At 70.4% G+C, this 23,612-nt stretch carries 23 protein-coding genes; 14 read left to right on the top strand and 9 right to left on the bottom strand.

What is annotated here, in order from left to right; genetic code table 11:
* The first annotated feature begins 151 nt into the window (after positions 1-151).
* The 5 genes from AC1DYN_RS12605 to AC1DYN_RS12585 all read left to right on the top strand — a co-directional run bounded on the left by AC1DYN_RS12605 (position 152) and on the right by AC1DYN_RS12585 (position 6,774).
* Positions 152-1,825, top strand: a complete 1,674-nt coding sequence (locus AC1DYN_RS12605; protein WP_477959909.1) for an OFA family MFS transporter — start codon at positions 152-154, stop codon at positions 1,823-1,825.
* Between the two features lie 19 nt (positions 1,826-1,844).
* The gene (locus AC1DYN_RS12600) at positions 1,845-4,205 is read left to right on the top strand and encodes an FdhF/YdeP family oxidoreductase (protein WP_477959907.1); all 2,361 of its coding nucleotides are present in this window, start codon (positions 1,845-1,847) and stop codon (positions 4,203-4,205) included.
* Positions 4,192-4,464 (top strand): hypothetical protein, encoded by a 273-nt coding sequence (locus tag AC1DYN_RS12595; RefSeq protein ID WP_477959905.1) that lies wholly within the window; start codon positions 4,192-4,194, stop codon positions 4,462-4,464. The genes AC1DYN_RS12600 and AC1DYN_RS12595 overlap by 14 nt, the downstream gene beginning before the upstream one ends.
* Positions 4,461-5,273, top strand: coding sequence for a formate dehydrogenase accessory sulfurtransferase FdhD (gene fdhD / locus AC1DYN_RS12590; RefSeq protein ID WP_477959903.1), 813 nt, complete (start codon positions 4,461-4,463; stop codon positions 5,271-5,273). The genes AC1DYN_RS12595 and fdhD overlap by 4 nt, the downstream gene beginning before the upstream one ends.
* Positions 5,274-5,355: 82 nt before the next feature.
* Positions 5,356-6,774 (top strand): Dyp-type peroxidase, encoded by a 1,419-nt coding sequence (locus AC1DYN_RS12585; protein WP_477959901.1) that lies wholly within the window; start codon positions 5,356-5,358, stop codon positions 6,772-6,774.
* 53 nt (positions 6,775-6,827) lie between these two features.
* On the opposite strand, the gene senA is transcribed toward AC1DYN_RS12585, so the two are convergent.
* Complete coding sequence (gene senA / locus AC1DYN_RS12580) at positions 6,828-8,048, bottom strand: selenoneine synthase SenA (RefSeq protein ID WP_477959899.1); 1,221 nt, start codon at positions 8,046-8,048, stop codon at positions 6,828-6,830.
* Positions 8,049-8,113: 65 nt separating this feature from the next.
* Between senA and dinB the strand changes: the two genes are divergently transcribed.
* The 6 genes from dinB to AC1DYN_RS12550 all read left to right on the top strand — a co-directional run bounded on the left by dinB (position 8,114) and on the right by AC1DYN_RS12550 (position 13,783).
* Entirely contained in the window at positions 8,114-9,337 is a 1,224-nt protein-coding gene (gene dinB / locus AC1DYN_RS12575; protein ID WP_477959897.1) for a DNA polymerase IV, read from the top strand.
* 133 nt (positions 9,338-9,470) lie between these two features.
* Positions 9,471-10,406 (top strand): DUF3034 family protein, encoded by a 936-nt coding sequence (locus AC1DYN_RS12570; protein WP_477959895.1) that lies wholly within the window; start codon positions 9,471-9,473, stop codon positions 10,404-10,406.
* A gap of 20 nt (positions 10,407-10,426) precedes the next feature.
* The gene (locus AC1DYN_RS12565) at positions 10,427-10,870 is read left to right on the top strand and encodes a group I truncated hemoglobin (RefSeq protein WP_477959893.1); all 444 of its coding nucleotides are present in this window, start codon (positions 10,427-10,429) and stop codon (positions 10,868-10,870) included.
* Between the two features lie 20 nt (positions 10,871-10,890).
* A complete protein-coding gene (locus AC1DYN_RS12560; protein WP_477959891.1) occupies positions 10,891-11,619 on the top strand; it encodes a cupredoxin domain-containing protein in 729 nt (242 codons plus the stop codon).
* Positions 11,620-11,650: 31 nt separating this feature from the next.
* Entirely contained in the window at positions 11,651-12,577 is a 927-nt protein-coding gene (locus tag AC1DYN_RS12555; protein WP_477959889.1) for a LysR substrate-binding domain-containing protein, read from the top strand.
* Positions 12,578-12,649: 72 nt separating this feature from the next.
* Entirely contained in the window at positions 12,650-13,783 is a 1,134-nt protein-coding gene (locus AC1DYN_RS12550) for an alpha-hydroxy acid oxidase (protein WP_477959887.1), read from the top strand.
* A 66-nt stretch (positions 13,784-13,849) separates the two neighbouring features.
* Here the strand turns inward: AC1DYN_RS12550 and AC1DYN_RS12545 are convergent, their stop codons facing one another.
* Positions 13,850-14,752, bottom strand: coding sequence for a LysR family transcriptional regulator (locus AC1DYN_RS12545; RefSeq protein ID WP_477959885.1), 903 nt, complete (start codon positions 14,750-14,752; stop codon positions 13,850-13,852).
* A gap of 99 nt (positions 14,753-14,851) precedes the next feature.
* Between AC1DYN_RS12545 and AC1DYN_RS12540 the strand changes: the two genes are divergently transcribed.
* The 3 genes from AC1DYN_RS12540 to AC1DYN_RS12530 all read left to right on the top strand — a co-directional run bounded on the left by AC1DYN_RS12540 (position 14,852) and on the right by AC1DYN_RS12530 (position 16,519).
* A complete protein-coding gene (locus AC1DYN_RS12540; RefSeq protein WP_477959883.1) occupies positions 14,852-15,493 on the top strand; it encodes an NAD(P)-dependent oxidoreductase in 642 nt (213 codons plus the stop codon).
* A gap of 77 nt (positions 15,494-15,570) precedes the next feature.
* Positions 15,571-16,215 (top strand): PEP-CTERM sorting domain-containing protein, encoded by a 645-nt coding sequence (locus AC1DYN_RS12535; RefSeq protein ID WP_477959881.1) that lies wholly within the window; start codon positions 15,571-15,573, stop codon positions 16,213-16,215.
* 37 nt (positions 16,216-16,252) lie between these two features.
* Complete coding sequence (locus AC1DYN_RS12530; RefSeq protein ID WP_477959880.1) at positions 16,253-16,519, top strand: hypothetical protein; 267 nt, start codon at positions 16,253-16,255, stop codon at positions 16,517-16,519.
* A 27-nt stretch (positions 16,520-16,546) separates the two neighbouring features.
* Here AC1DYN_RS12530 and AC1DYN_RS12525 read toward each other — a convergent pair whose 3' ends face one another.
* The 7 genes from AC1DYN_RS12525 to AC1DYN_RS12495 all read right to left on the bottom strand — a co-directional run bounded on the left by AC1DYN_RS12525 (position 16,547) and on the right by AC1DYN_RS12495 (position 23,507).
* The gene (locus tag AC1DYN_RS12525; RefSeq protein WP_477959949.1) at positions 16,547-17,617 is read right to left on the bottom strand and encodes an MBL fold metallo-hydrolase; all 1,071 of its coding nucleotides are present in this window, start codon (positions 17,615-17,617) and stop codon (positions 16,547-16,549) included.
* A gap of 12 nt (positions 17,618-17,629) precedes the next feature.
* Positions 17,630-18,040 (bottom strand): DUF6691 family protein, encoded by a 411-nt coding sequence (locus AC1DYN_RS12520; protein WP_477959878.1) that lies wholly within the window; start codon positions 18,038-18,040, stop codon positions 17,630-17,632.
* 3 nt (positions 18,041-18,043) lie between these two features.
* On the bottom strand, positions 18,044-18,703 hold the full coding sequence (locus AC1DYN_RS12515; RefSeq protein WP_477959946.1) for a YeeE/YedE family protein: 660 nt from the start codon (positions 18,701-18,703) through the stop codon (positions 18,044-18,046).
* 385 nt (positions 18,704-19,088) lie between these two features.
* Positions 19,089-20,405 carry an ABC transporter permease gene (locus tag AC1DYN_RS12510; RefSeq protein WP_477959876.1) on the bottom strand — a complete coding sequence of 439 codons (1,317 nt, stop codon included), beginning with the start codon at positions 20,403-20,405 and terminating at the stop codon, positions 19,089-19,091.
* Between the two features lie 13 nt (positions 20,406-20,418).
* Positions 20,419-21,585, bottom strand: coding sequence for an ABC transporter permease (locus tag AC1DYN_RS12505; RefSeq protein WP_477959874.1), 1,167 nt, complete (start codon positions 21,583-21,585; stop codon positions 20,419-20,421).
* The gene (locus AC1DYN_RS12500; protein WP_477959872.1) at positions 21,582-22,274 is read right to left on the bottom strand and encodes an ABC transporter ATP-binding protein; all 693 of its coding nucleotides are present in this window, start codon (positions 22,272-22,274) and stop codon (positions 21,582-21,584) included. The genes AC1DYN_RS12505 and AC1DYN_RS12500 overlap by 4 nt, the downstream gene beginning before the upstream one ends.
* Before the next feature lie 45 nt (positions 22,275-22,319).
* Positions 22,320-23,507 carry an efflux RND transporter periplasmic adaptor subunit gene (locus tag AC1DYN_RS12495; protein WP_477959870.1) on the bottom strand — a complete coding sequence of 396 codons (1,188 nt, stop codon included), beginning with the start codon at positions 23,505-23,507 and terminating at the stop codon, positions 22,320-22,322.
* Positions 23,508-23,612 lie beyond the last annotated feature (105 nt).

Raw genomic sequence — 23,612 nt, 5'->3', positions numbered from 1 at the left:
CTTGTTGGCGGGCCTATGTCGACGGCATCATATTGCCGGCACGCGAGCCCCTACATACAGTCCGGGGCTTGCGTGCGAAGCAGCATCAAGTCCGGCGCCCATCGGCCGATCTTGAATATCGACACACACACACACAATCCCGGGAGCAAGAATGTCTTCAACACTGGCGGGTTCGGAAGGATCCGCGCAAGCAAACGTCGTTGGTTTGCTGGACAAGGAACGCACCATCGCGGGCCCTGGCTTCAACCGTTGGCTGGTCCCACCGGCCGCCCTGGCCATCCACCTGTGCATCGGGATGGCCTATGGCTTCTCGGTCTTCTGGCTGCCCTTGTCGAAGGCGCTGGGCATCAAGGACGCCATCAAGTGCGGCCCTGAAGTCGGCTTCTTCGCCGAGCTCTTCACCACCACCTGCGACTGGAAGATCTCTACGCTCGGGTGGATGTACACCTTGTTCTTCGTGTTCCTGGGCTGCTCGGCCGCGCTGTGGGGCGGCTGGCTCGAACGCGCCGGCCCGCGCAAGGCCGGTGTCGTCAGCGCCTTGTGCTGGTGCGGCGGCATGCTGCTGTCGGCGCTGGGCATCCACCTGCACCAGTTCTGGCTGATGATCCTCGGCTCCGGCATCATCGGCGGCATCGGGCTCGGCCTCGGCTACATCTCGCCGGTGTCGACGCTGATCAAGTGGTTCCCCGACCGCCGCGGCATGGCCACCGGCATGGCCATCATGGGCTTCGGCGGCGGCGCGATGATCGGTTCGCCCCTGGCCGCCGAGCTGATGAAGAACTTCGCCTCGCCGACCGACGTCGGCGTGATGCAGACCTTCATCGTGATGGCCCTCGTGTACTTCGTGTTCATGCTGGGCGGCGCCTTCGGCTACCGCGTGCCGCCCACCGGCTGGAAGCCCGCGGGCTGGACGCCGCCGGTCGCGCAGACCGCCAACGCGATGATCACGCAGCGCCACGTGCACGTGAAGAAGGTGTGGGGCATCCCGCAGTTCTGGCTCGTCTGGCTGGTGCTGTGCATGAACGTCAGCGCCGGCATCGGCGTGATCGGCATTGCCAGCCCGATGCTGCAGGAAGTCTTCGGCGGCAGCCTGATCGGCGTGGCCAAGAAATTCGGCGAGCTCGACAAGGCGCAGCTGGCGGCCATCGCCGGCGTCGCGGCCGGCTTCACCGCGCTGCTGAGCCTGTTCAACATCGGCGGCCGCTTCGTGTGGGCCAGCTTCTCCGACAAGCTCGGCCGGCGCATGACCTACGTGGTCTTCTTCGTGCTCGGCGGCATCCTGTACGCCAGCCTGCCCGGCAGCGCCGCGGCCGGCAGCAAGCTGCTGTTCGTCGGTGCGGTCTGCATCATCCTGAGCATGTACGGTGGTGGTTTCGCGACGGTGCCGGCCTACCTGGCCGACCTGTTCGGCACGCAGATGGTGGGCGCCATCCACGGCCGGCTGCTGACGGCGTGGGCCACGGCCGGCATCCTCGGCCCGGTGGTCGTCAACTACATGCGCGACTACCAGCTCAGCCTGGGCATTCCGCGCGAGCAGGTCTACAACCAGACGATGTACATCCTGGTCGGCATGCTGGTGATCGGCCTGATCGCCAACCTGTCGATCCGCCCGATCGCCGACAAGCACTTCATGAGCGATGACGAGCTGGCCGCGGAAAAGCGCCTGGCGCACGAGCGCTCGGTCTCGGCCGACGTGGGCAGCGGCTCCGGTGCCGGCGGCACCACGCCGACCTTCGTGGTCGCGCTGGCCTGGGCTGCGGTGGGCATTCCGCTTGCATGGGGCGTCTACAAGACGCTGATCAACGTCGGCAAGTTCTTCGCCTAAAGAAAGAGGTTCCAGGGAGATGGCGTACCAGAAGATCGAGTTCTACAAGGGACCGGCGGGAGGATGGGGGGCACTGAAAAGTGTCGCCAAGCAGTTGATGCAGCACGGCATCGCCGTCAAGGGCACGATGACCATGCTGTCGGCCAACCAGCCGGACGGTTTCGACTGTCCGGGCTGCGCCTGGCCCGACCGCGACCACACCTCGACCTTCGAGTTCTGCGAGAACGGCGTGAAGGCCGTGGCCGCCGAGGCCACGTCCCGGCGTGCGACACCCGAGGTGCTGGGTGCGCACACCGTCAGCTGGTTCGCCGAGCAGTCCGACTTCTTCCTGGAAGACCTGGGCCGCATCACGCACCCGATGGTGTATGACGCGGCCACCGACCGCTACAAGGAAATCGCCTGGGACCAGGCGTTCGAACTGGTCGCGCGCGAGCTGCGCGCGCTGCCCGACCCCGACCAGGCGATCTTCTACACCTCCGGCCGCACCAGCAACGAGGCGGCCTTCCTCTACCAGCTGTTCGTGCGCGAGTACGGCACGAACAACTTCCCCGACTGCTCCAACATGTGCCACGAGTCCAGCGGCTCGGGGCTGAAGCCGACCATCGGCGTGGGCAAGGGGACGGTGACGCTCGACGACTTCGAGCGTGCCGATGCCATCTTCATCTTCGGCCAGAACCCCGGCACCAACCACCCGCGCATGCTCGGCGAGCTGCGCGAGGCGTCGAAGCGCGGCGCGAAGATCGTCAGCTTCAACCCGCTGCGCGAACGCGGCCTGGAGCGCTTCGCCGACCCGCAGAGCAAGATCGAGATGGCCACGTTCGGCTCGACGCCGATCAGCAGCCACTACTTCCAGGTGCGCCTCGGCGGCGACCTGGCGGCCATCAAGGGCATGTGCAAGCACGTGTTCGAACTCGACGACCAGGCCCGGCGCGACGGCAAGCCGCGCGTGCTCGACACCGCCTTCATCGCCGAACACACGCTGGACTTCGACGCGTTCGAGGCCGACGTGCGCGCCGAGGACTGGGAGACGATCGAGGCCGAAAGCGGCCTGGGCGAAGCGCAGATCCGCCAGGCCGCCGAGCTGTATGCCGGCGCCGGCAGCGTGATCGCCTGCTGGGGCATGGGCATCACCCAGCACCACCACTCGGTGGCGACCGTGCAGATGATCACCAACCTGCTGCTGATGCGCGGCAACCTGGGCCGCCCCGGCGCCGGCGCCTGCCCGGTGCGCGGCCACAGCAACGTGCAGGGCGACCGCACGATGGGCATCTACGAGAAGCCGGCCCCGGCCTTCCTCGACCGCCTCGGCGACGTGTTCGGCTTCGAGCCGCCGCGCAACGACGGCCACGACGTCGTTGCCGCGATCGAGGCCATGCTCGATGGCCGCGGCAAGGTGTTCTTCGCGATGGGCGGCAACTTCGCCGCCGCGACGCCCGACACCCACGCCACCTGGAAAGCGCTGCGCCAGTGCGAGCTGACGGTGCACGTGGCCACCAAGTTCAACCGCAGCCACGTGATCCACGGCAGGAAGGCACTGCTGCTGCCCTGCCTGGGCCGCACCGAGATCGACGTGCAGGCCGCCGGCCCGCAGGGCGTGACGGTGGAAGACTCGATGAGCATGGTGCACCTGTCGACCGGCATGAATGCGCCGGCCTCGCCGCAGCTGCTGTCCGAGCCGGCGATCGTCGCGCGCCTGGCCGCGGCCACGCTGCCGGCCAGCAAGACGCCGTGGCTGTGGCTGGTCGAGGACTACAGCCGCATCCGCGACAAGATCGAGGCGGTGTTCGACGACTTCCGCGGCTTCAACGAGAAGATCCGCAAGCCGGGCGGCTTCCGGCTGCGCAACACCGCGTCGGAGCGGGTCTGGAACACGCCGTCGCTGAAGGCGCATTTCAGCACCCATGCGGTGCCGCGCGACACGCCGGTGCACCGCGCCCGCAAGCAGACCGATGCCATCGTGCTGACGCTGGCCACGGTGCGTTCGCACGACCAGTACAACACCACGATCTACGGCATGGACGACCGCTACCGCGGCGTCTGGGGCCACCGCCGCGTGGTCTTCATCCACCGCGACGACCTGAAGGCCATCGGCATGAAGGCCGGCGAGTGGGTCGACATCACCAGCCTCTACCGCGACGACAGCGGCCAGGACGAGCGCCGCACGGCCGAGAAATTCCTGCTGGTCGAGTACGACATCCCGCGCGGCTGCATCGCGAGCTACTACCCCGAGACCAACCCGCTGGTGCCGCTGCAGAGCATTGCCACCGGCTCGCGCACGCCGACCTCGAAGTCGATCCCCGTGGTGCTGACGCTGCGCCCGCAGGACGCGCCGGTGGCGCATGCGCGCGACGTGGCCCGTCCCGAGAATGTCCCTGCCTGAGCCCCTGCCGGAGCCCCCGCCGCTCGAAGACTGCGCGCTGCACGAACTGCTGTCGCTGGACACCGAGGGCCGCGGCGTCTCGCTGGCGCGCCTGGCCAAGCGGCTGGGCGTGCGGGTCAGCGTGCTGATCCGGCTCTACACGCTGATGAGCGACGCGCTGGTCGGCGGCCGCAGCGGCCCGGGCTGGGTGCGCCTGAAAGTCGACGAAGGCGGACAATGGCGGGCCTTCGCGACCGAACAAGGACGGCTCCTGTCATGAGCGCATCGCACGAACAACCCGACGACAGCCTGCCGCCGACCGAGGCGGTGTCGGTGCGCCGCCACCGCGGCGCCGAGGTGACCGAGCGGCGCGACGTGGTCGCCGTCGAGGCGCCGGTGGCGCTGGTCTTCAACGGCCTGTCGCATGCGGTGATGATGGCCACGCCGACCGACCTGGAAGCACTCGGCCTCGGCTTCGCGCTGTCCGAAGGGCTGATCACCGGCCGCGACGAATGCCGCGACATCGAGGTGCAGGCGCATGCCCGCGGCTGCGAGGTGCACCTGCAGGTGTCGTCGCGCGCCTTCGCCGCGCTGAAGGAACGCAAGCGGTCGCTCGAGGGCCGCACGGGCTGCGGTCTGTGCGGCATCGACAGCCTGGCCCAGCTCGACCTGCACCCCACCGAACGCATCCAGGGCCGCCCGCCGGTACCCGCGGACATCGTGCTGCGCGCCTTCGCCGCGCTGCCCGCGCGCCAGGCGCTGAACGCCGAGACCGGCGCCTGCCATGCGGCCGGCTGGGCCGCGCCCGACGGCACGCTGGTCGACGTGACCGAGGACGTCGGCCGCCACAACGCGCTCGACAAGCTGCTGGGCCGGCGCGTGCTGGCCGGCCGGCTGGACGAGCCGGGCTTCGTGATCATGTCCAGCCGCGCCAGCTACGAGCTGGTGCGCAAGTGCGCGCGGCTGGGCATCGGCACGCTGGCCGCGATCTCGGCGCCGACCTCGCTCGCGATCGACATCGCGCGCCAGTCGGGCCTGCAGCTGTACGGCTTCTGCCGCGGCGAGCAGGCGGTGGACTACAGCGCCTAGGGGGCTGGCTTTCCGCGAACTTGGGGATGTCTTTGCGGCGAGTCGCGGGCACGCTCTGCGGGGTGTCTCACGAGGACCTCCCATGGCCCCCCAGGGCGTCGACCTGAGCAAGACCCTCACGCTGGCGGCGACCACCGCCGCCGAACGCGCCATGCTGGCCCAGTTGCAGGGCAACCTGTTGAAGGGGCATGGCCGGCCGCATGCGGCGCACCTGCTGCTGCGCTTCACGCAGGCCGGGCCGGCGCGGCGCTTCCTGCATTCGCTGCGGCGCCACCTGAGCCATGCCGACGAGCAGTTGGCCGATGCCGACCGCGTGCGGCTGGCGCGTGCCGCGGGCATGGCCTTGCAGACGCCGCCCTTCGTGGGCTGCCTGCTCACCCACGCCGGCTACCGTGCGCTGGACATCGCGCACGCGCGGTGCCCGTCCGACCCGGCCTTCGTCGAAGGCCTGAAGGACCGCCAGCCGATGCTGCGCGACCCCGATCCTGCCGGCTGGGACACCGCGTACCGCGGCGCGCTGCATGCGCTGGTGCAGGTCGGCGGCGACGCGGTGCAGGTGGACGCGACGCTGGCCGCGCTGGCAGCCGACCTGCCCGACGGCGTCGAGCGGCTCGGCACCGAGCGCGGCCGCTGCTGGCGCAACCGCGACGGCGCCGGCATCGAGCATTTCGGCTTCGTCTGCGGGCGCAGCCAGCCGCTGATGATCGAGGAGGACGTGGCCCGCGATGCCGCGCGCGGCGGCGGCAGCGGCCACTGGTCGCCGCGCTTCGCGCTGTCGCWGGTGCTGGTGCGCGATCCGGCGGTGGACGACCCGGTCGCGCACGGCAGCTACGTCGTGTACCGCAAGCTGGAGCAGAACGTGGCCGCGTTCCAGCAGGCCGAGGCAGCGCTGGCGCGCGGCTTGAAGAAGCTCGGCCATGCGGCCGACGCGGCGCTGGCCGGCGCGATGCTGGTGGGCCGCTTCGCCGACGGCACGCCGCTGGCGCTGCAGGGCCATGACGGCCTGCGCGCACCGATGCCGAACGACTTCGACTACGCCGGCGATCCGCAGGGCCTGAAATGCCCCCTGCATGCCCACGTGCGCAAGACCAACCCGCGCGGCGACACCGCGCGCGAGTTCGGCTTGCCGGCGCAGGCCGAGCGGGCTCGGCTGATGGCGCGGCGCAGCATGCCGTATGGCGAGCGCCGGCAGGATGCGCAGATGCGCTTCAGCGATGCGCCGTCGCAGGGCGTGGGGCTGCTGTTCATGGCCTGCCAGGCGAGCATCGTCGAGCAGTTCGAGTTCTCGCAGGCGAACTGGGCCAACGACGAGGGTTTCGTGCTGGGCCACACCGGCATCGACCCGCTGGCCGGCCAGGGCGGCGCGGTGAAGCACAGCCACCACGCGGGCTGGGGCGATGCGCAGGCGCCGACGCTGCAGCAGCGCATGGCGGGCTTCGTGACGCTGAAGGGCGGCGCGTATTTCTTCGCGCCGTCGCTCGCCTTCTTCGCCGCCTTGTAACCCGGGTGCCAATCCGGGATTCCAGTGTCACGATTCCCGGATGGGCATCCGGGCTACGAAGCGCAACTGCGGAATCCCGTGAACCGCCTGTCGCAGCCCGGCAGCTCGTAGTCGCGATAGCACGCATGCCGCATCCGCTCGCGCGTCGCGAACGATGCACCGCGCAGCACGCGGTGGCGCTCGTCGAAGCCCGGCAGCGAGTGCCGGCGATCAGGCCCCGGCACGAAGTGGTCGTAGGGCCGGAAGCGCCCTGCCGTCCACTCCCACACCTGCCCCCATCGAAAACCGCGCGACGCCCCGGTGCGCGCCGCGTGCTCCCATTCCAGCTCGGTGGGCAGCCGCCGGCCGGCCCAGCGGCACCAGGCATCGGCCTCGTACCAGCTCAGGTGCAGGGCGGCCTGCGACAAGGGCACGCGCGTGAGGCGCCCGAAGCGCTGCTGCAGCACGCCCTGGCGCATCTGGTCGACGTGGCGCGGGCTGCGCCGGCCGCCGGCCTGCACCCAGGCCCAGCCGTCGACGCTCCACCAGCGCGGCTCGTCGTAGCCGCCGTCCTCGACGAACTCGGTGTACTGCGCCCAGCTGACGGCCTGCGCGTCGATCTCGAACTCGGGCAGCGCCTCGTCGTGCGCCGGGCGCTCGTTGTCGTAGGCGAAGCCGGCGCCCTCGCTGCCCATGCGCCAGCGCGTGGCCGGGAACAGCAGTGCCGGGCGCGCCGGCAGGCTGGACGGCGCATCCCACAGCCCGGTGTCGAAGCCGAGCTGCTGCGACAGCACGGCCAGGCCTTCGGCGTGCGCGTCTTCGTGGAACAGCGCGAGGCGGAAGAAGTACAAGGCCGCGTCGGTGTCGGGCGCGTGCTCGAGCAGCTCGAGCGTGGTCTCCAGCGTCTCGGCCAGGTAGTGGCGCACGGCCTGCGCATCCGGCAGCGCCATCGCCCAGCGCGTGGCCGGCGGCACCAGCGAGCCGTCGAACCAGCCGTCGGCGCCGGGTTCGATCGACGCCAGGCGCGGCGCGCTCGGGTCACACTGCTCGCCGCGGTGGCGCTGCACGTTGCGGCCGACCCAGTATTCCTGGTACCAGCCGAGGTGGCCCAGCGTCCACAGCGGCGGGTCGTCCTCGGCCTGCAGGCTGTCCGGCGGCACGCGCTTCGCTTGCTCGAACGCCTGCAGCCAGCGCAGCGAATGGTTGCGTGCGTCCATCAGCGCGAGCGACAGCAGCTCGCGGCCGGCACGCCGCATCTGGGCGGCGTCGATGGGAGGGGCGCGGAAATCCAGCATGGTGGGGGAAGCTCGGTGGCGCAGGATAGCGCGAGCGGCGATACTGTGGATACGTACAGCCAATCATGCGCCAACGCCTCATTGCCCACCTCGACATGGACGCCTTCTACGCGTCCGTCGAACTGCTGCGCTACCCCGACCTGCGCGGCAAGCCGGTCGTGATCGGTGGCGGGCGCGACAGCCGGCCGCAGCTGCTGCCCGACGGCACGCGCCGCTATGCCGCGCTGCGCGACTACACCGGGCGCGGCGTGATCACCACCTCCACCTACGAAGCGCGGGCGCTGGGGGTGTTCTCGGCGATGGGCATGATGAAGGCCGCCGTGCTGGCGCCCGACGCGATCCTGCTGCCGGTCGACTTCGACGAATACCGCCGCTACTCGCGCCTGTTCAAGGCGGCGGTGCGCGAGATCGCCCCGCTGGTCGAGGACCGCGGCGTCGACGAGATCTACGTCGACCTGACCGACGTGCCCGGCGCGCAGCACGACGCCGGCGCCACGGTCGGCCAGGCCCTGAAGGACGCGGTGTTCGAGTCCACCGGGCTCACCTGCTCGGTCGGCATCACGCCGAACAAGCTGCTGTCCAAGATCTGCTCCGAGCTCGACAAGCCGAACGGCCTGACGCTGCTGTCGCAGGGCGAGATCCCGGCACGCATCTGGCCGCTGGCGGCCAAGAAGATCAACGGCATCGGCCCGAAGGCGAGCGAGAAGCTGGCCGGCTTCGGCATCCACACCATCGGCGAGCTCGCGGCGGCCGACCCGGGCTGGCTGGTCGACAACTTCGGCAAGAGCTACGGCGCCTGGCTGCACGCGGCGGCGCACGGCCGCGACGAGCGGCCGGTGGTCACCTTCAGCGAGCCCAAGTCGATCAGCCGCGAGACCACCTTCGACCGCGACCTGCATGCGGTGCGCGACCGCCCCATCCTGTCGGAGATCTTCACCGAGCTGTGCGTCGAACTGGCCGGCGACCTGGTGCGCAAGGGCTACGCCGGCAAGACCATCGGCATCAAGCTGCGCTTCGACGATTTCAAGATCGTCACGCGCGACCTGACCCTGCCGGCCCACACGATGGACGCCCGCACGATCCGCCGCGCCGCCGGCGAGTGCCTGAAGCGCGTCGACCTGTCGCGCCGGCTGCGCCTGCTGGGCGTGCGGGCCGGCAACCTGGCGACGCTGAGCGAGCTGGTCGCGCCGCAGGCGGCCGAGGCCCCGCCGGCCGTGCACGAGCCGGTGCTGCAGTACGCGCCGATGCCGCTGTTCGACCAGCTGGACGCCGCGCCGCCGGCCGATTGACGCCACGGCAGGGCCTTGATTGCCAACTCTGCACGTTCATCGGACCATTCGCACGGGTTCGATCGTCAGACTGCATCCGTGCACCCAGCCGGTCCGTAGATGCCGGCAAGCCAACAAACAAGGAGACCTCCCCATGCCCCTGCACCGGTTGGCGCTGGCCTGCGCCCTTCCGCTCGCGGTCGCCGCCTGGCCGGCCGCTGCCCAGAGCAGCACGCACGGCGGCAAGCTGCTGCTGACAGGAGGCGTCAGCAGCATCGACGGCGCGGCCGGCGGCGGCCTGACGCCCTGGGCGCTGACCGGCGGCTACGGCACCGCCGGCGAGTTCGGCGGTTCGGCCTTCGCCACCCGCGTGAAGACCCGGGACTACGGCCTGAACGACTACGGCGCCGCGATCGCGTGGGGCGACCGCATCGAGCTGTCGCTGGCCCACCAGGATTTCGACACCGGCCCGGTCGGCGGCGCGCTGGCCGGCGCGCTGGGCAACCCGGCCTTCAACGACCTGCGCCTGAAGCAGGACATCGTCGGCCTGAAGCTGCGGGTGGCCGGCGACGCGGTGCTCGACAGCGACACCTGGATGCCGCAGCTGGCCGTCGGCCTGCAGTACAAGAAGGCGCACAGCGGCCCGCTGGCCGACGTGCTGGCGGCCTTCGGCGCGAAGGACAGCGGCACCGACGTCTACGTCAGCGCGACCAAGCTGTTCCTGGCCCAGGGCATCCTGGTCAACGCGACGCTGCGCTCCACCAAGGCGAACCAGAACGGCCTGCTCGGCTTCGGCGCCACCGGCCACGACGGCTACCGGCTGCAGCCGGAGTTCTCGCTGGCGTACCTGTTCAGCAGGACCGTCGCCGCCGGCATCGAATACCGGTCCAAGCCCGACAACCTGCGCGACAACACCGCGCTCGGTGCCGGCGCGCTGGACGAGGACGACTGGGCCGACCTGTTCGTCGCCTGGGCGCCGTGCAAGAACTTCTCGCTCACTGCGGCATATGTCGACCTCGGCAAGATCGTGCCCGGCGTCGTCGCGCGGCGCCAGACTGGCGCGTACCTGTCGGCGCAGATCGCCTTCTGATGCGGCTTCGGAGACTTCCCATGACACGCACCCTCTCCTGCCTGGCCCGCACGCTGCTGCTGGGCGCAGCACTCGCCGCCGGCGGCGCCCATGCGCAGGCCAGTGACGACGCGCTGTACCAGCAGCTCGGCGCCCAGCCCGGCCTCGTCAAGCTGATGGACGACTTCATGCTGCGGCTGCTCGCCGACCCGCGCATGAACCCGTTCTTCAAGGACGTCGACCAGGCGCACGTCAAGGCGCAGCTGGTCGCGCAGTTCTGCCAGGTCTCGGGCGGCCCGTGCCGGCTGAAGGGCCCGGACATGAAGACCGCGCATTCCGGCATGGACATCAACAAGAACAACTTCAACGCGCTGGTCGAAGTGCTGCAGCAGAGCATGGACGCGCAAGGCATTCCGTTCACGGTGCAGAACCGCCTGCTCGCCAAGCTGGCCCCGATGCACCGCGACATCGTCAACACCCCCTGATCCATCACCCGCCCACCACCATGAACTCATTCCTTCCGCGTGCCCTGGCCGTTGCCGCCACCTCCCTCTTCGCCTGGGCCGCCCACGCCGGCAGCGTGCAGGTTGTCGTCACCGATGCCGACGGCAAGCCGGTCATCGACACCGTCGTGCTGATCGAGCCGGCCATCAAGCCGCTGCTGAAGCCGGCGGCCGCACCGGTGGTGATCGCGCAGGAAAACCTGCGCTTCGTGCCCTTCCTGACCGTGGTGCCGGCCGGCAGCACGCTGCGCTTCCTGAACCGCGACGGCTACGACCACCATGTGCGCTCGGTGCCGAGCGGACCGCTGGGCAGCATGCCGGCGGTGAAGAGCTTCGAGCTGCGGCTGGATGCGGTGGAATCGGCGGCACCGGCGCCGGCCAGCCGCAACAGCGAGTACGACGACTACAAGCCGGCCGCGCCGCGCGGCAAGAAGAGCGGCAGCTCGACGGCCGACGTCAAGGTCGAGGCGGCCGGGCCGATCGGCCTGGGCTGCCACCTGCATTCGTCGATGCGCGGGCAGGTCTACGTGGCCGACACGCCGTGGTTCGCGAAGACCGACGAGAACGGCGTCGCGCGCATCGACGGCGTGCCGGACGGCGCGGCCCAGCTGGTGCTGTGGCACCCCGACCAGTTGCAGGACCAGCCGGCGCAGACGGTGCAGGTGACGGCCGAGGCCTTGAAGGCGACCGGCAAGCTGAACTTCGTGCCGCGCAAGCGCCGCGGCGCCTGAGCCGAAGACGCTGCGGCCTATCATCGGCCGGATGAGTTCGCCCGCTGTCCGCTACCCGTCGATCGACGGCCTGCGCGCCTTCGAATGCGCCGCTCGCCTGGGCAGCTTCGAGCGCGCGGCCGATGAACTGCACGTGACGGCGAGCGCGATCGGCAAGCGGATCGCGACGCTGGAAGACCTGCTGGGCACGCCGCTGCTGACGCGCTCGGCGCGTGCGCTGGGGCTGACGCCGGCCGGCAAGGAGTACCTGGCCCAGGTGTCGACCGCGCTCGGGCTGCTGGCCGCGGTGCCGCTGCACCAGCGGGCCGCGCAGCAGGTGCAGCGGCTGCGCATCACCGCACCGCCCACCTTTGCACGCCAGGTGCTGGTGCCGCAACTGCAGCAGTTCACCGAGGCGCACCCGCAGGTCGAGCTGGAGGTCGTGCTGTCGATCCCGTTCCTCGACGTCGCGGGCAGCGAGGCCGACATCGAGGTGCGCCATCTCGACGACGCCGCGGCCGACGGCCCGCCGCTGATGCACGACGTCGTGATGGCGATGGCCGCTCCGGCGCTGATCGCGCGGCTGCCACCGCTGCGCACGCCGGCCGACCTGGCCGACGCGCCCTTGCTGCGCACGCCGATCGAGCCGTGGACGCCGTGGTTCCGCGCCGCCGGGCTGGACTGGGGTGAGCCGACGCAAGGCACCAGGCTGGTCGACCTGGGCCTCACGCTGGAGGCGGCCGTCAGCGGCCAGGGCGTCGTGCTGGCGCGACCCAGCCTGGCCCGGCCGTGGCTCGCGAGCGGTGCGCTGCGGCCGCTGTTCGCGTTGGCCACGACACCGGCGCGGCAGTACCGGCTGCTGCCGCATGCGTCCGAAGGCGCCGCCCCGGCCTTTGCGCAGTGGCTGGGCGCCACCTGCGAAGGGATCGCGAGCGCCGCGCTCGTCGAAGCGCGGGCGCAGCTTTCGGGTCGGTCCTGAAATTCTTTCCGGATGGGGTCGCAGACTCCCGGCTAGCATCGGCGACGGCCAGAGAACAACACCGGAGACCCCATGCCCGTGATCACCTGCATCGAAGACCTGCGCGTCCTCGCGAAGCGCCGCGTTCCGCGCATGTTCTACGACTACGCCGACTCGGGCTCGTACACCGAGGGCACCTACCGCGCCAACGAGAGCGACTTCCGCAAGATCAAGCTGCGCCAGCGCGTCGCGGTGAACATGGAAGGCCGCTCGCTGCGCACGCAGATGATCGGCGTCGACGTCGCGATGCCGGTGGCGCTGGCGCCGATCGGCATGTGCGGCATGCAGCATGCGGACGGCGAGATCCTCGCGGCGCGTGCGGCCGAGAAGTTCGGCGTGCCGTTCACGCTGTCGACGATGAGCATCAGCTCGATCGAGGACGTGGCCGCGAACACCCAGGCGCCGTTCTGGTTCCAGCTCTACGTGATGAAGGACCGGGATTTCGTCGAGCGGCTGATCGACCGGGCCAAGGCCGCGAAGTGCGGTGCGCTGGTGCTGACGCTGGACCTGCAGATCCTCGGCCAGCGGCACAAGGACCTGAAGAACGGGCTGTCGGCGCCGCCGAAGCCGACGATCGCGAACCTGGTCAACCTGGCGACCAAGCCGCGGTGGTGCACGGCGATGCTGGGCACGAAGCGCCGTACCTTCGGCAACATCGTCGGGCACGTGAAGGGCGTGGCCGACATGTCGTCGCTCGGTTCGTGGACAGCCGACCAGTTCGACCCGAAGCTGAGCTGGGCGGACGTCGAGTGGATCAAGAAGCGCTGGGGCGGCAAGCTGATCCTGAAGGGCATCATGGACGCGGAAGACGCCCGGCTCGCGGCCGACAGCGGCGCCGATGCGCTGATCGTGTCGAACCATGGCGGGCGGCAGCTGGATGGCGCGCCGTCGTCGATCGAGGCGCTGCCGGCGATGGTCGAGGCGGCCGGTTCGCGCATCGAAGTGTGGCTGGACGGCGGCATCCGCTCGGGCCAGGACGTGCTGAAGGCCATCGCGCTGGGTGCCAAGGGCACGATGATCGGGCGCTCGTTCATCTACGGGCTGGGAGCGATGGGCGAGGCCGGTGTCACGAAGGCGCTGCAGATCATCGCGAAGGAGCTCGACACGACGATGGCCTTCTGCGGCCGTACCGACATCCGGCAGGTGGACCGAACGATCCTCTTGTAGCCCGGATGCCAATCCGGGTTCGTCGGCCCATCCCGGATTGGCGTCCGGGCTGCGAAACTGCCCGCGTCAGGCAGACGCTCCCGGCACCGCGGCAAGGAACTGCTGCAACGCCCCCAATGCATGCCGCACCTTCGCCGGCTGGTTGTCACGCTGCGGCGTCACGGCCCACACCGGAATCCCCGGCACCTGCCAATCGGGCATCAGTTGCAGCAGCCGCCCCGAGCGCAAGTCATCGTCCACATCCGCCCGCGTCAGCAGCGCGAGTCCCAACCCGGCCAGGCACATCTGCTGCAGGCTCAGCTGGTTGTTGCTGGTAATGCGCGCCTCCAGCCGCAGCGATTCATGCTCATGCTCTCCACGCCGCATCTCGAACGACAGCGCCGTGCCGTCGCGCGACAGCACGATCCATTGGTGCGCGAGCAAGTCTTTCGGCGTCTGCGGCGTACCGTGGCGGTGCAGGTAGGCCGGCGCCGCGCACAGGATCCACGCGAAGCTGCACAGCCGCCGCGCAACATGCGTCGAATCGGGCATGCGCCCGGCGCGCAAGGCCAGGTCGATGCGCGCATCGATCAGGTCGATCAGCGCATCGTCCACCAGCAGGCGCAGCGTCAGCGCAGGATGGTCGGCCAGCAGCGGCGCCAAGGCCGGCGCCACGTAGCGTGCAAACCCCACCGGTGCCGACAGGCGCAGCTCCCCGACCGGCGCGTCATGCGCCAGCGTCAGCTGCCGCCGCGCCTGCTCCGCCGCGTCCACCATCGCCTGGCAGTGCTCGGCAAAGCGCGCACCGGCATCGGTCAGCGTCAGCTTGCGCGTCGAACGGTGCAACAGCGTCACCCCGCTGCCCTGCTCCAGCACCCGCATCTGCTGGCTGACGGCCGAGGTGCTCATGCCCTGGGCGCGCGCCGCGCCGCTCATCGAGCCGTGGCGCACCACCTCGGCAAACAAGGCCATCCGGCGCAAATCATCCATCGTGAAGCCCAGCTAAAGAATGTTGTTCGAAACCAGCGACTGGCGCATCCATTGTGAAGCCTGCACCATCACCGCATTCACAACCCCCAAGGATTTGCCATGAAAGTCGCCCTGATCGGTGCCACCGGCTTCGTCGGTTCCGAGGTCTTGAAAGAGCTGCTGTCGCGCGGCCACCAGGTGACGGCGCTGGCCCGCACGCCGGCCAAGCTGGCCGCCCAGCCCGGCCTGACCGTCGTGCAGGCCGATGCGCTGGATGCCGCCCAGGTGGCCCGCGCCGTCGAAGGCCATGACGCGGTCGTCGACGCCTACAACCCGGGCTGGAGCGAGCCGCGCATCTACGACGTGTTCCTGCAGGGCACCCGCGCCATCCTCGACGGCGTCAAGCGTTCCGGCGTGAAGCGCGTGCTGGTGGTCGGCGGTGCCGGCAGCCTGTTCGTCGCCCCCGGCGTGCAGGGCGTCGACACGCCGCACTTCCCGGCCGAGTACAAGCAGGGTGCGCTGGCCGCACGCGACGCGCTGAACCAGATCCGCCTGGAGACCACGCTGGACTGGACCTTCGTGTCGCCCGCCGCGCTGCTGGCCCCCGGTCCGCGCACCGGCAAGTTCCGCCTCGGTGCCGATGACCTGCTGATGGACGGCGACAAGCCCGCCGGCATCTCGGTGGCCGACCTCGCCGTTGCCATCGTCGACGAGATCGAGACGCCGAAGCACATCCGCCAGCGCTTCACCGCGGCCTACTGACCCGCCAGCGGCCTCACTGGCCCGCTTCTCGCTTGGTCGATCGCGCGCGTCCCGCGCGATCGACCGGGGAGACGTCCATGAAGCTGCTGTCCCTTCTTGTCGTGCCGGCCCTGCTGCTGCCGCTGGCGGCCCGGGCCGAGTTCATCCGGCTCGATTTCACCGGCACAGTCACCACCTCGGTCGGCGACGTGGCGCCGCTGGGCAGCACCGTCCGCGGCAGCTGGGTCTTCGACACCGACCCTGCGCTGTACAGCAACATCTACACCGACCCGGTAGAAGGTGCCCACTACACCGGATACCTGATCAGCGGCTACGACTACGGCTTCAGCCAGCCGGGCTGGACCGCGCCGATGCACTTCTCGGTGTTCGACGTGTACGACAACGGATCGCAACGGTATCCGGCGCTGTACCCGGCCGACGCGGTGGTCTTCAACGCCTCGCGGCCGAATGCCGACACGCTGCTGACCCTGCTCGGCCCGGACACCTCGTTCGCCGGCACCGCCATCCCGACGGCCGACTGGCTGCGCGGCGGCTGGGGCAGCGGCACGTTCTCGGTCGCCGCGCCCGAACTCGGCAACCTGATGGTCGCCAACGTCACCGGCATCACGGTCAGCGCGGTGCCCGAACCGGCGACCGCGCTGCTGATGCTGGGCGGCCTGGGCGCGCTGGTGGCGGCGATCCGCCGTTCGTCGGGCGGCAGGCGACAGCCGCGCGCAGACTGACTAAAGTCGAACAACTCGTCCGGAGGAGGATGCGGGCATGACGCTCGACCAGTTGCACGCCGTCAAGCAGTGGCACGTCAGCCACCGCCCGCTGCGCCCGGTCGAATACCACGTGTGGGATGCCGTGCTGACGCTGTGGGTGATCGGCTGGATGGGCCTGCCGGCGTCGCTGATCCTGCGCCTGCCGCTGGCGATCGGCGCCTGCGTGCTGCTGTTCTTCGTGCCGGGCGGCTATGTCGCGCTGCGGCGCTGGCTGCACCGCCACGCGCGGCTGCGCTGCGACTGGCTGACATCACTGGCGTAGCCCGGATGCCAATCCGGGATTCGCGACCTAGTCCCCGCCGCCTTCCACCGGCAATGACTCGGCGCGCCAGCGCAGCATGCCGCCCGCCAGGTTGGCCAGCTGCGTGAAGCCGCTCTTCTGCAGCAAGGCCACCGCCTGCGCCGAGCGCACGCCGGAACGGCAGATCGCGACCACCGGCCGGTCGCGGTCGATCTCGCCGCTGCGCGCGGCCAGCGCCGACAAGGGCAGCAGCCGCGCCCCCGCCAAGTGGCCCAGCACATCGTCGAACTCCTGCGGCTCGCGCACGTCCAGCAGTTGCAGCGTGGCCGACGGCAGCCGTTCGGCCAGCGCGGCGGGCTGGATCTCCCACAACCCGCCGAAGGTGAAATCCAACGGCGCCCAGCCCGGCTCCTCGGGCTGCGCGGCCGATCCCTCGGGCTCTCCGCAGCGCAGGTTGGCCGGCACCGCCACCGCCATCAGCTTCGGGTGCGGCAGGCCCAGGTGGTTCATGTGGCCTTCGAAATCCGCCACGTCGACGTCGCCCCCCAGGCGCGGGTTGAAGCGCTTCTCCTCCGCGACGCTGGTCACCGTCAGCCCGCGGTAGTCGTGCGCCGGGTACAGCAGGCACTCGGGCGGCAGTGTCAGGATCTGCTGCTGTACCGAATCGAACAGCCGCCGCGCGCTGCCCTGCTGGAAATCGGTGCGGCCGCAGCCGCGGATCAGCAGGCTGTCGCCGGTGAAGGCCATGCGCCGGTCGTCGAGCACGTAGGTCAGGCAACCGCTGGTGTGGCCCGGCGTCGCGCGGACCTCGAGGTGGCGCGCGCCGAAGGCCACGCGGTCGCCGTGCGCCAGCAGCCGGTCGGCGTTGGCCGCGCCGCAGGCGTCGCCCAGCAGGATGCGGCTGCCGCAGCGCTGCTTGAGCAGCCAGGCGCCGGTGACGTGGTCGGCATGCACGTGGGTGTCCAGCGTCGCGACCAGGCGCAGCCCCAGTTCGCGCAGCAACGCCGCATCGCGGCGGGCGTTCTCGAACACCGGGTCGATCAGCACCGCCTCGCCGGCATCGCCGAGCAGGTAGGTGTAGGTCGATGACGCGGCATCGAACAGTTGCCGGAACACCAGCATGGCAGCTCCTCAGCGGGCGATGAAGCGGTCGTGGACGAGCATGCCGGCCAGCATCGCCACGGTGAACACCGCGGCGGGCCACCAACCCGTCGCCAGCGCCACCAGCGCCGGCCCCGGGCAGAAGCCGCCCACGCCCCACCCGATGCCGAACAGGATGCCACCACCGACCAGCCGTGCGTCGATGTGCGTGGCCGTGGGGATGTCCATCGGCTCGCCCGACCATGCGACACGGCGCCGCCGCGCGAGCGCGAAGGCCGGCAGCGCGACGGCGATGGCCCCGCCCATCACCAGCGCCAGGCTCGGGTCCCACGCGCCGGCCAGGTCGAGGAAGGCCTTGACCTTGGCGGGGTTGGCCATGCCGCCGGCGATCAGGCCGAGGCCGAAGACCAGGCCGCCCAGCAGTGCCGTCACGGTGCCCATCGTTCAACCCAGGTGGCGCAGCACGAACACGGTCGCGAAGCCCGCGCCCATGAAGGCCAGCACATTGACCAGCGAGCGCCGCGACAGCCGGCTCAACCCGCACACGCCGTGCCCGCTGGTGCAGCCGTTGCCCATGCGCACGCCGATGCCGACCAGCAGGCCGGCGACGACCAGCGCCCCCGGCCCGACGTCCACCGACAAGGCAGGCCACGGCGCGAACACGCGCCACACCCACGGCGCGAGCAACAGGCCGGCGACGAAGGCCAGCGGCGTGCGCTGCCGCACCAGCCGCTCGCGCGACGGGAGCGCACGCAGCACTGCGGCGACGATGCCCGCGATGCCGGCGATGCGCCCGTTGGCCAGCAGGTACAGCGCCGCGGCCAGGCCGATCGCGAGCCCGCCGGCCAGCGAGGCCCAGGGCGTGAAGGCCGCCCCGTCGACCGCCATCACGCGCCGCCCCTGGGCCGCTTGCCGCTTGCCGCGCGTCAGCGCGACGGCGCAGCTGAGCAGCAGCCATATCTGGGTCAGCAGGTCGGCTGCACCGATCGCCGAGGGCAGCTGCCCCTGGGCGCGGTATCCCGGTCCGCCGGAAGCCTGCTGCGCCACGGCCTCCAGCTGCGCGCGGTCGATCTGTTTTCCGAGCTCACCGAGCACGTCCTGCATGCCCTCGATGAGATCCGCCGTGGTCGGCCGGGTCACGTCGCCGGACAAGCCCTGGATTTCGGCCTTCAGCCGCGTGGCCACGTCGAGCAATCGCTCCACCTCCCGCTTCGTGTTGCCGATGGACTGGCCTTCGGCGTACCGCGCGTGCCCGGGCACCGAGTGGATCTTCGCCTCGCGCAACCGGTACAGGTTCTGCCGGCTCGTCAGGTCGCGCAGCGCCAGGGCCACCCGCTTGCCGTCGGCCTGCAACTGCTCGATGACCATCTGCCCCTTGGGCTCGGTCATCTTGGCCGCCTTGCCTTCGGCCATCGCGTCGAGGCGCAACTGGCGTACCGATCGCAGGATGCGATCCAGCGTGAACTCGATTCCTCCCAAGGTGCTCATGTCACAACTCCCGCAATGCCGTCGTCACCGGCAGCCGCGCCGCCCGCACCGCCGGGAACAGCCCGCCGATGAAGCCGATCGCCAGCGCCCACTTGAGCCCCGTCCACAGCAGGTCGGGCGACACGCGCAGCGCGAAGCTGAGCTTGCCGACCGAGCCGGCGGCCATCGTCGAGGCGCCATAGCCGTCGAAGATCGCCCACGCCAGCAGCCCGCCGATCACGCCGCCGGCCAGCGCCAGCAGCATGGTCTCCAGCATCACCGCCACCACCACCGGCAAGCCGGAGAAGCCGATCGCGCGCAGCGTCGCGATCTCGCGCGCGCGCGCCGCCACCGCGGCGAACATGGTGTTCAGCGCGCCGAACATCGCACCGATCGCCATGATCGAGCCGACCGTGATGCCGATGATGCGCAGCACCTTGGTCACGCCCTCGGACTGCTTGCTGAAGTAGTCCAGCGTCGTCGTCACGTCCACCTGCAGCTGCGGGTTGGCTTCGAGCGCGGCCTTCAGCGTCTTGAAGGCCTGCGGATCGGCCAGCCGCGCGGTCACCGAGGTGCGGCTGCCGCCGCGGCGGTAGGTGTCGGAGACGACGGTGCCGTCGGCCCAGATCTCGGATTCGAGCGCATCGCCGGTCGCGAACACGCCGGCCACCGTCCAGGTCTGCGCGCCCAGGCGCACCGTGCCGCCCGGCACCAGCCCGGCAAACTGGCGCGCCGCGCCCTGCCCCACCACCAGCTCGCGCAGGCCCGGGCCGAAGCTCTTGCCGGCGATGATCTTCGCCTGCGGCCGCACCGCCCAGCCGCGCTCGCCGATGCCGCGCAGCTGCACGCTGCCGGTTTCGTCGGCGGCACCGCCCTTGACCGGCAGGTTGGCGGCCACCACCAGCTCTTCGGACGCGAGCGGCTCGCCCTTGTCGTTGCGCGCGATGCCGTCGGCCTGCTGGATCAGCGCGATGCTGTCGCGCGCCAGCACCGACGACACCTCGGACGCCGAGCCGCCGCGCATCACGATCACCGAGTCGGTGCCGCCGGTCTTGCGCAGCGTCTCGGCATAGCCTTCGGCCATCGACAGCAGCGACACCAGCACGCCCACCACGCCGGCGATGCCGACCACGATCACGCCCGACGACCCGAGCCGCTGCGACAGCGTGCTGATGCCGACGTTGGCCACCGACAGCGTCTGCCGCCCGCGCCGCGTCAGCAGCAGCCACGCGGCCAGCAACACGGCCAGCGCCAGCGCGCCCGGCCACGGCAGCATCACCCACGCCGCCAGCACGACGGCCAGCAGCACGACCAGTCCCACATTGATCAACCAGGTCACACGCATCTCCCGTTCAGCGGCCCGCGAGGGCGTCGACGATGTTCAGGCGCATCGCGTTCCAGGCCGGCAACGCACCCACCACGATGCCGATGCCGGCCATCAGCGCGAGGCCGAGCGTCCAGCTGCCGGCCCCGACCGACGGCAGGTTCAGCATGCCGCCGCTGCCGGCGCTGACCACCGGGATGATCACCGTCGCCAGGCCCAGCCCGGCCAGGCCACCCAGCACCAGCAGCAGCACCGATTCGGCCAGCACCATCGCCAGCACGCTGCGGCTGGAGAAGCCGATGGTCTTGAGCACCGCGATCTCGCTGGTGCGCTCGCGCACCGCCTGCATCATCGTGTTGCCCGACAGCAGCAGCAGCGTGAAGAACACCGCGCCCATGATCGAGCCGACGATCAGCCCGATGTCGGCGATCTGCTTCATCCACGCTGCGCTGGCCGCCTGTTCGGTCTGCGTGCGCGTCTCGTGGTCGGAGTTGGCCGACAGCGCGTCGATGGCCTTGGCCACGCGATCGGCCTGGTTGACGTCGGTCACGCGCGTCACGTACCAGCCGGCCGCGCCCTGGTTGTACGGCGTCGTGTCGTCGAAGTACTTCCAGTTCAGCAGGAACATCTGGTCGAACCAGCCGCCGGTCTTCTTGTCGCTGGCGCGCAGGATGCCGACGACGTCGAACTGCCAGTTCTTGCTGCCCGAGCGGTCTGGGAAGATGTTCGATTGCAGCGGAATGCGGTCGCCCACCTTCCAACCGAAGCGCTGCGCCAGCTTCTCGCCCACCAGCGCGCCGGTGCGGGTGCTCGCGAAGGCCTTGCGCTGGTCGTCGCCCACCGCGATCTCGGGGAACAGGTCGAGGTAGTTGGGCGACACCGCGAAGCTGAAGACCTGGTTGTGCGGGTCTTGATAGGCGCCGCCGAACCAGTTGGCATAGGCCACCGCCTTCACGCCGTCGACGCGCTCGATCTGCTGCGTGAGCGACAGCGGCAGCGTCTGGATGAACGACAGCTTCGAGCCGGTCTGCAGCCGTGCCGCGCCGTTGGCGCTCTGCCCGGCCTGCGAGAACGAGCTGCGCACCGCGTCGAGCAGCCCGAACAACAGGAAGGCCGCGATGATGGACACCAGCGTCAGCACCGTGCGCGTCTTGCGCCGGAACAGCGAGGCCCAGATGAGGTGGAGGTACTTCATGCCGCCAGCTCGGCCTGTCCCACCAGGCTGCCCTTGTCGAGGTGGTGGGTGCGGTGCGCGTACTCGGCGGCCTTCGGGTCGTGGGTCACCATCACGATGGTCTTGCCGTGGTCGCGGTTCAGCACGCGCAGCAGGCCCAGCACGTCCTCGGCCGACTGGCGGTCGAGGTCGCCGGTGGGTTCGTCGCAGACCAGCAGGGTCGGGTCGGAGACGATGGCGCGCGCGATCGACACGCGCTGCTGCTGGCCGCCGGACAGCTCGGTGGGTTTGTGCGAGGCGCGGTCGGCCAGGCCCACCAGCTGCAGCGCGATGGCCGCGCGCTTCTTGCGCTCGGCGCCCGACAGCTTTGTCAGCAGCAGCGGCAGCTCGACGTTGCGCTGCGCCGACAGCATCGGCATCAGGTTGTAGAACTGGAACACGAAGCCGACGCGCGAGGCGCGCCACTTCGCGAGCGCCGCCGCTTTCAACTCGTCGATGCGCTGGCCGCCGACGCTGATGCTGCCGCCGGTGGGCGCATCGAGCCCGCCGATCAGGTTCAGCAGCGTGGTCTTGCCCGAGCCCGACGGGCCCATCAGCGCGACGAAATCACCCTGGTCCACGTCGAGGTCGATGTGGTGCAGCACCTCGACCTTCTGGCGGCCGCGCTCGTACACCTTGGACAGGTCGCGGATCTCGATCAGCTTGGCCATTGCTTCTCCTGTGAGTTTTCTGTCGGTTGTTGTCAGTTGGATCCGTCAGTCGGGCTCGTCGGCCCGCACGGCGGCGCCGTCGCGCAGCGTGTCAGGAGGCGACAGGACGACGCGCTCGCCCGCCTTCACCGCACCGGGCAGCAGCTTCTGGCCGCCGACGTCTTGTGCGGCCGGCTTGACGCTGCGCTGCTGCGCGCGGCCGTCGGCGACGACGAACACCACCGTGCCGCCGTCGCGCTGCGCGAGCGCCTGCGGCGGCACCAGCACGCCCTTGGGCAGCACCACCGGCGCGCTGGCCGCGGCCGCCGCCGGCTTGGGGTTGAGGAAGGACACGCGCACGCCCATGTCGGGCACCATGCGCGCATCGCGCTGCTCGAAGCCGACCCGCACCTTGACCGTCGCCTTGCCGCGGTCGGCCGACGGCACGATCGCGATCACGTGCGCCGGCACGCGCCAGTCGGGGTAGGCGTCGAGCACCGCCTCGACCGGCATGCCGGGCTTGACCTGGCCGATGTAGGCCTCGCTGACGTCGACATCGACCTCCAGCGAGTTCATGTCGACGATGGTGCCGACGCCGGTGCGCGTGAAGCCGCCGCCGGCCGACAGCGGCGAGACGATCTCGCCCACCTGCGCCGCCTTGACGGTGATGACGCCGGCGAACGGCGCACGCACCGTGGTGTAGTCGTAGTTGACCTGGGCCTGCGCCACCTGGGCTCGGGCGGCATCGGTTTCACGCCTGCGCGCTTCAAGCTGTGCGGTGGCGCTGGCGAGCGCGGTGCGGGACTGTTCGGCGGCCTGCTTCGTCGTCATGCCGCTGGCGGACAGCTCGTCCTGGCGCCGCGCGTCGGCCGTGGCCTGGGCCACCTGCGCCTGGGCCTGCGCCACCTGGGCCTGGGTCGACAGCAGGTTGGCGCGCGCGACGTTGAGCGTTGCGCGCACCGCGCCGTCTTCGAGGCGTGCGAGCACCTGGCCCTTCTCGACGCGGTCGCCCTCTTCGATCAGCACCTCGGTGAGCGTGCCCGTCAGTTGGGTGGAGACGGTGGCCTGGCGGCGAGCGGTGATGTAGCCGGTGGCCTGCAGGATGGCGCCGCCACCCGCACCGCCGGCGCTCGGGGCGGTGGCGGCCACGGTCTTCACCGCGAGCGGCCGGCCGCCGAGGAACCACCAGGCGGCGCCGCCCAGCAGGGCCAGCACGATCAGCGTACCGAGCAGGATCCACACCCAGCGGGGCACGCCACCTCCTTCGTCTTCACGTTCGCGGTGATCGATCCGCAGTTCGTTCAACAGATTCGCGTCGATGTCGCATCCCCCGGTCGGCCCACAGAGCCGGCGATTATT

Source organism: Rhizobacter sp. P2_D12 (assembly GCF_056404395.1).
The sequence above is the reverse complement of the archived record's forward strand: the minus strand, read 5'-3'. Positions and strand labels throughout refer to the sequence as shown.

Coding starts and splice junctions, on each gene's coding strand:
- AC1DYN_RS12560 (WP_477959891.1), top strand. CDS start 10,891: ATGAACTCATTCCTTCCGCGTGCCCTGGCCGTTGCCGCCACCTCCCTC.
- AC1DYN_RS12520 (WP_477959878.1), bottom strand. CDS start 18,040: ATGGGCACCGTGACGGCACTGCTGGGCGGCCTGGTCTTCGGCCTCGGC.
- AC1DYN_RS12555 (WP_477959889.1), top strand. CDS start 11,651: ATGAGTTCGCCCGCTGTCCGCTACCCGTCGATCGACGGCCTGCGCGCC.
- senA (WP_477959899.1), bottom strand. CDS start 8,048: ATGCTGGATTTCCGCGCCCCTCCCATCGACGCCGCCCAGATGCGGCGT.
- AC1DYN_RS12530 (WP_477959880.1), top strand. CDS start 16,253: ATGACGCTCGACCAGTTGCACGCCGTCAAGCAGTGGCACGTCAGCCAC.
- AC1DYN_RS12540 (WP_477959883.1), top strand. CDS start 14,852: ATGAAAGTCGCCCTGATCGGTGCCACCGGCTTCGTCGGTTCCGAGGTC.
- AC1DYN_RS12570 (WP_477959895.1), top strand. CDS start 9,471: ATGCCCCTGCACCGGTTGGCGCTGGCCTGCGCCCTTCCGCTCGCGGTC.
- fdhD (WP_477959903.1), top strand. CDS start 4,461: ATGAGCGCATCGCACGAACAACCCGACGACAGCCTGCCGCCGACCGAG.
- AC1DYN_RS12600 (WP_477959907.1), top strand. CDS start 1,845: ATGGCGTACCAGAAGATCGAGTTCTACAAGGGACCGGCGGGAGGATGG.
- AC1DYN_RS12545 (WP_477959885.1), bottom strand. CDS start 14,752: ATGGATGATTTGCGCCGGATGGCCTTGTTTGCCGAGGTGGTGCGCCAC.
- AC1DYN_RS12515 (WP_477959946.1), bottom strand. CDS start 18,703: ATGCAGGACGTGCTCGGTGAGCTCGGAAAACAGATCGACCGCGCGCAG.
- AC1DYN_RS12550 (WP_477959887.1), top strand. CDS start 12,650: ATGCCCGTGATCACCTGCATCGAAGACCTGCGCGTCCTCGCGAAGCGC.
- AC1DYN_RS12595 (WP_477959905.1), top strand. CDS start 4,192: ATGTCCCTGCCTGAGCCCCTGCCGGAGCCCCCGCCGCTCGAAGACTGC.
- AC1DYN_RS12565 (WP_477959893.1), top strand. CDS start 10,427: ATGACACGCACCCTCTCCTGCCTGGCCCGCACGCTGCTGCTGGGCGCA.
- AC1DYN_RS12505 (WP_477959874.1), bottom strand. CDS start 21,585: ATGAAGTACCTCCACCTCATCTGGGCCTCGCTGTTCCGGCGCAAGACG.
- AC1DYN_RS12605 (WP_477959909.1), top strand. CDS start 152: ATGTCTTCAACACTGGCGGGTTCGGAAGGATCCGCGCAAGCAAACGTC.
- AC1DYN_RS12500 (WP_477959872.1), bottom strand. CDS start 22,274: ATGGCCAAGCTGATCGAGATCCGCGACCTGTCCAAGGTGTACGAGCGC.
- dinB (WP_477959897.1), top strand. CDS start 8,114: ATGCGCCAACGCCTCATTGCCCACCTCGACATGGACGCCTTCTACGCG.
- AC1DYN_RS12535 (WP_477959881.1), top strand. CDS start 15,571: ATGAAGCTGCTGTCCCTTCTTGTCGTGCCGGCCCTGCTGCTGCCGCTG.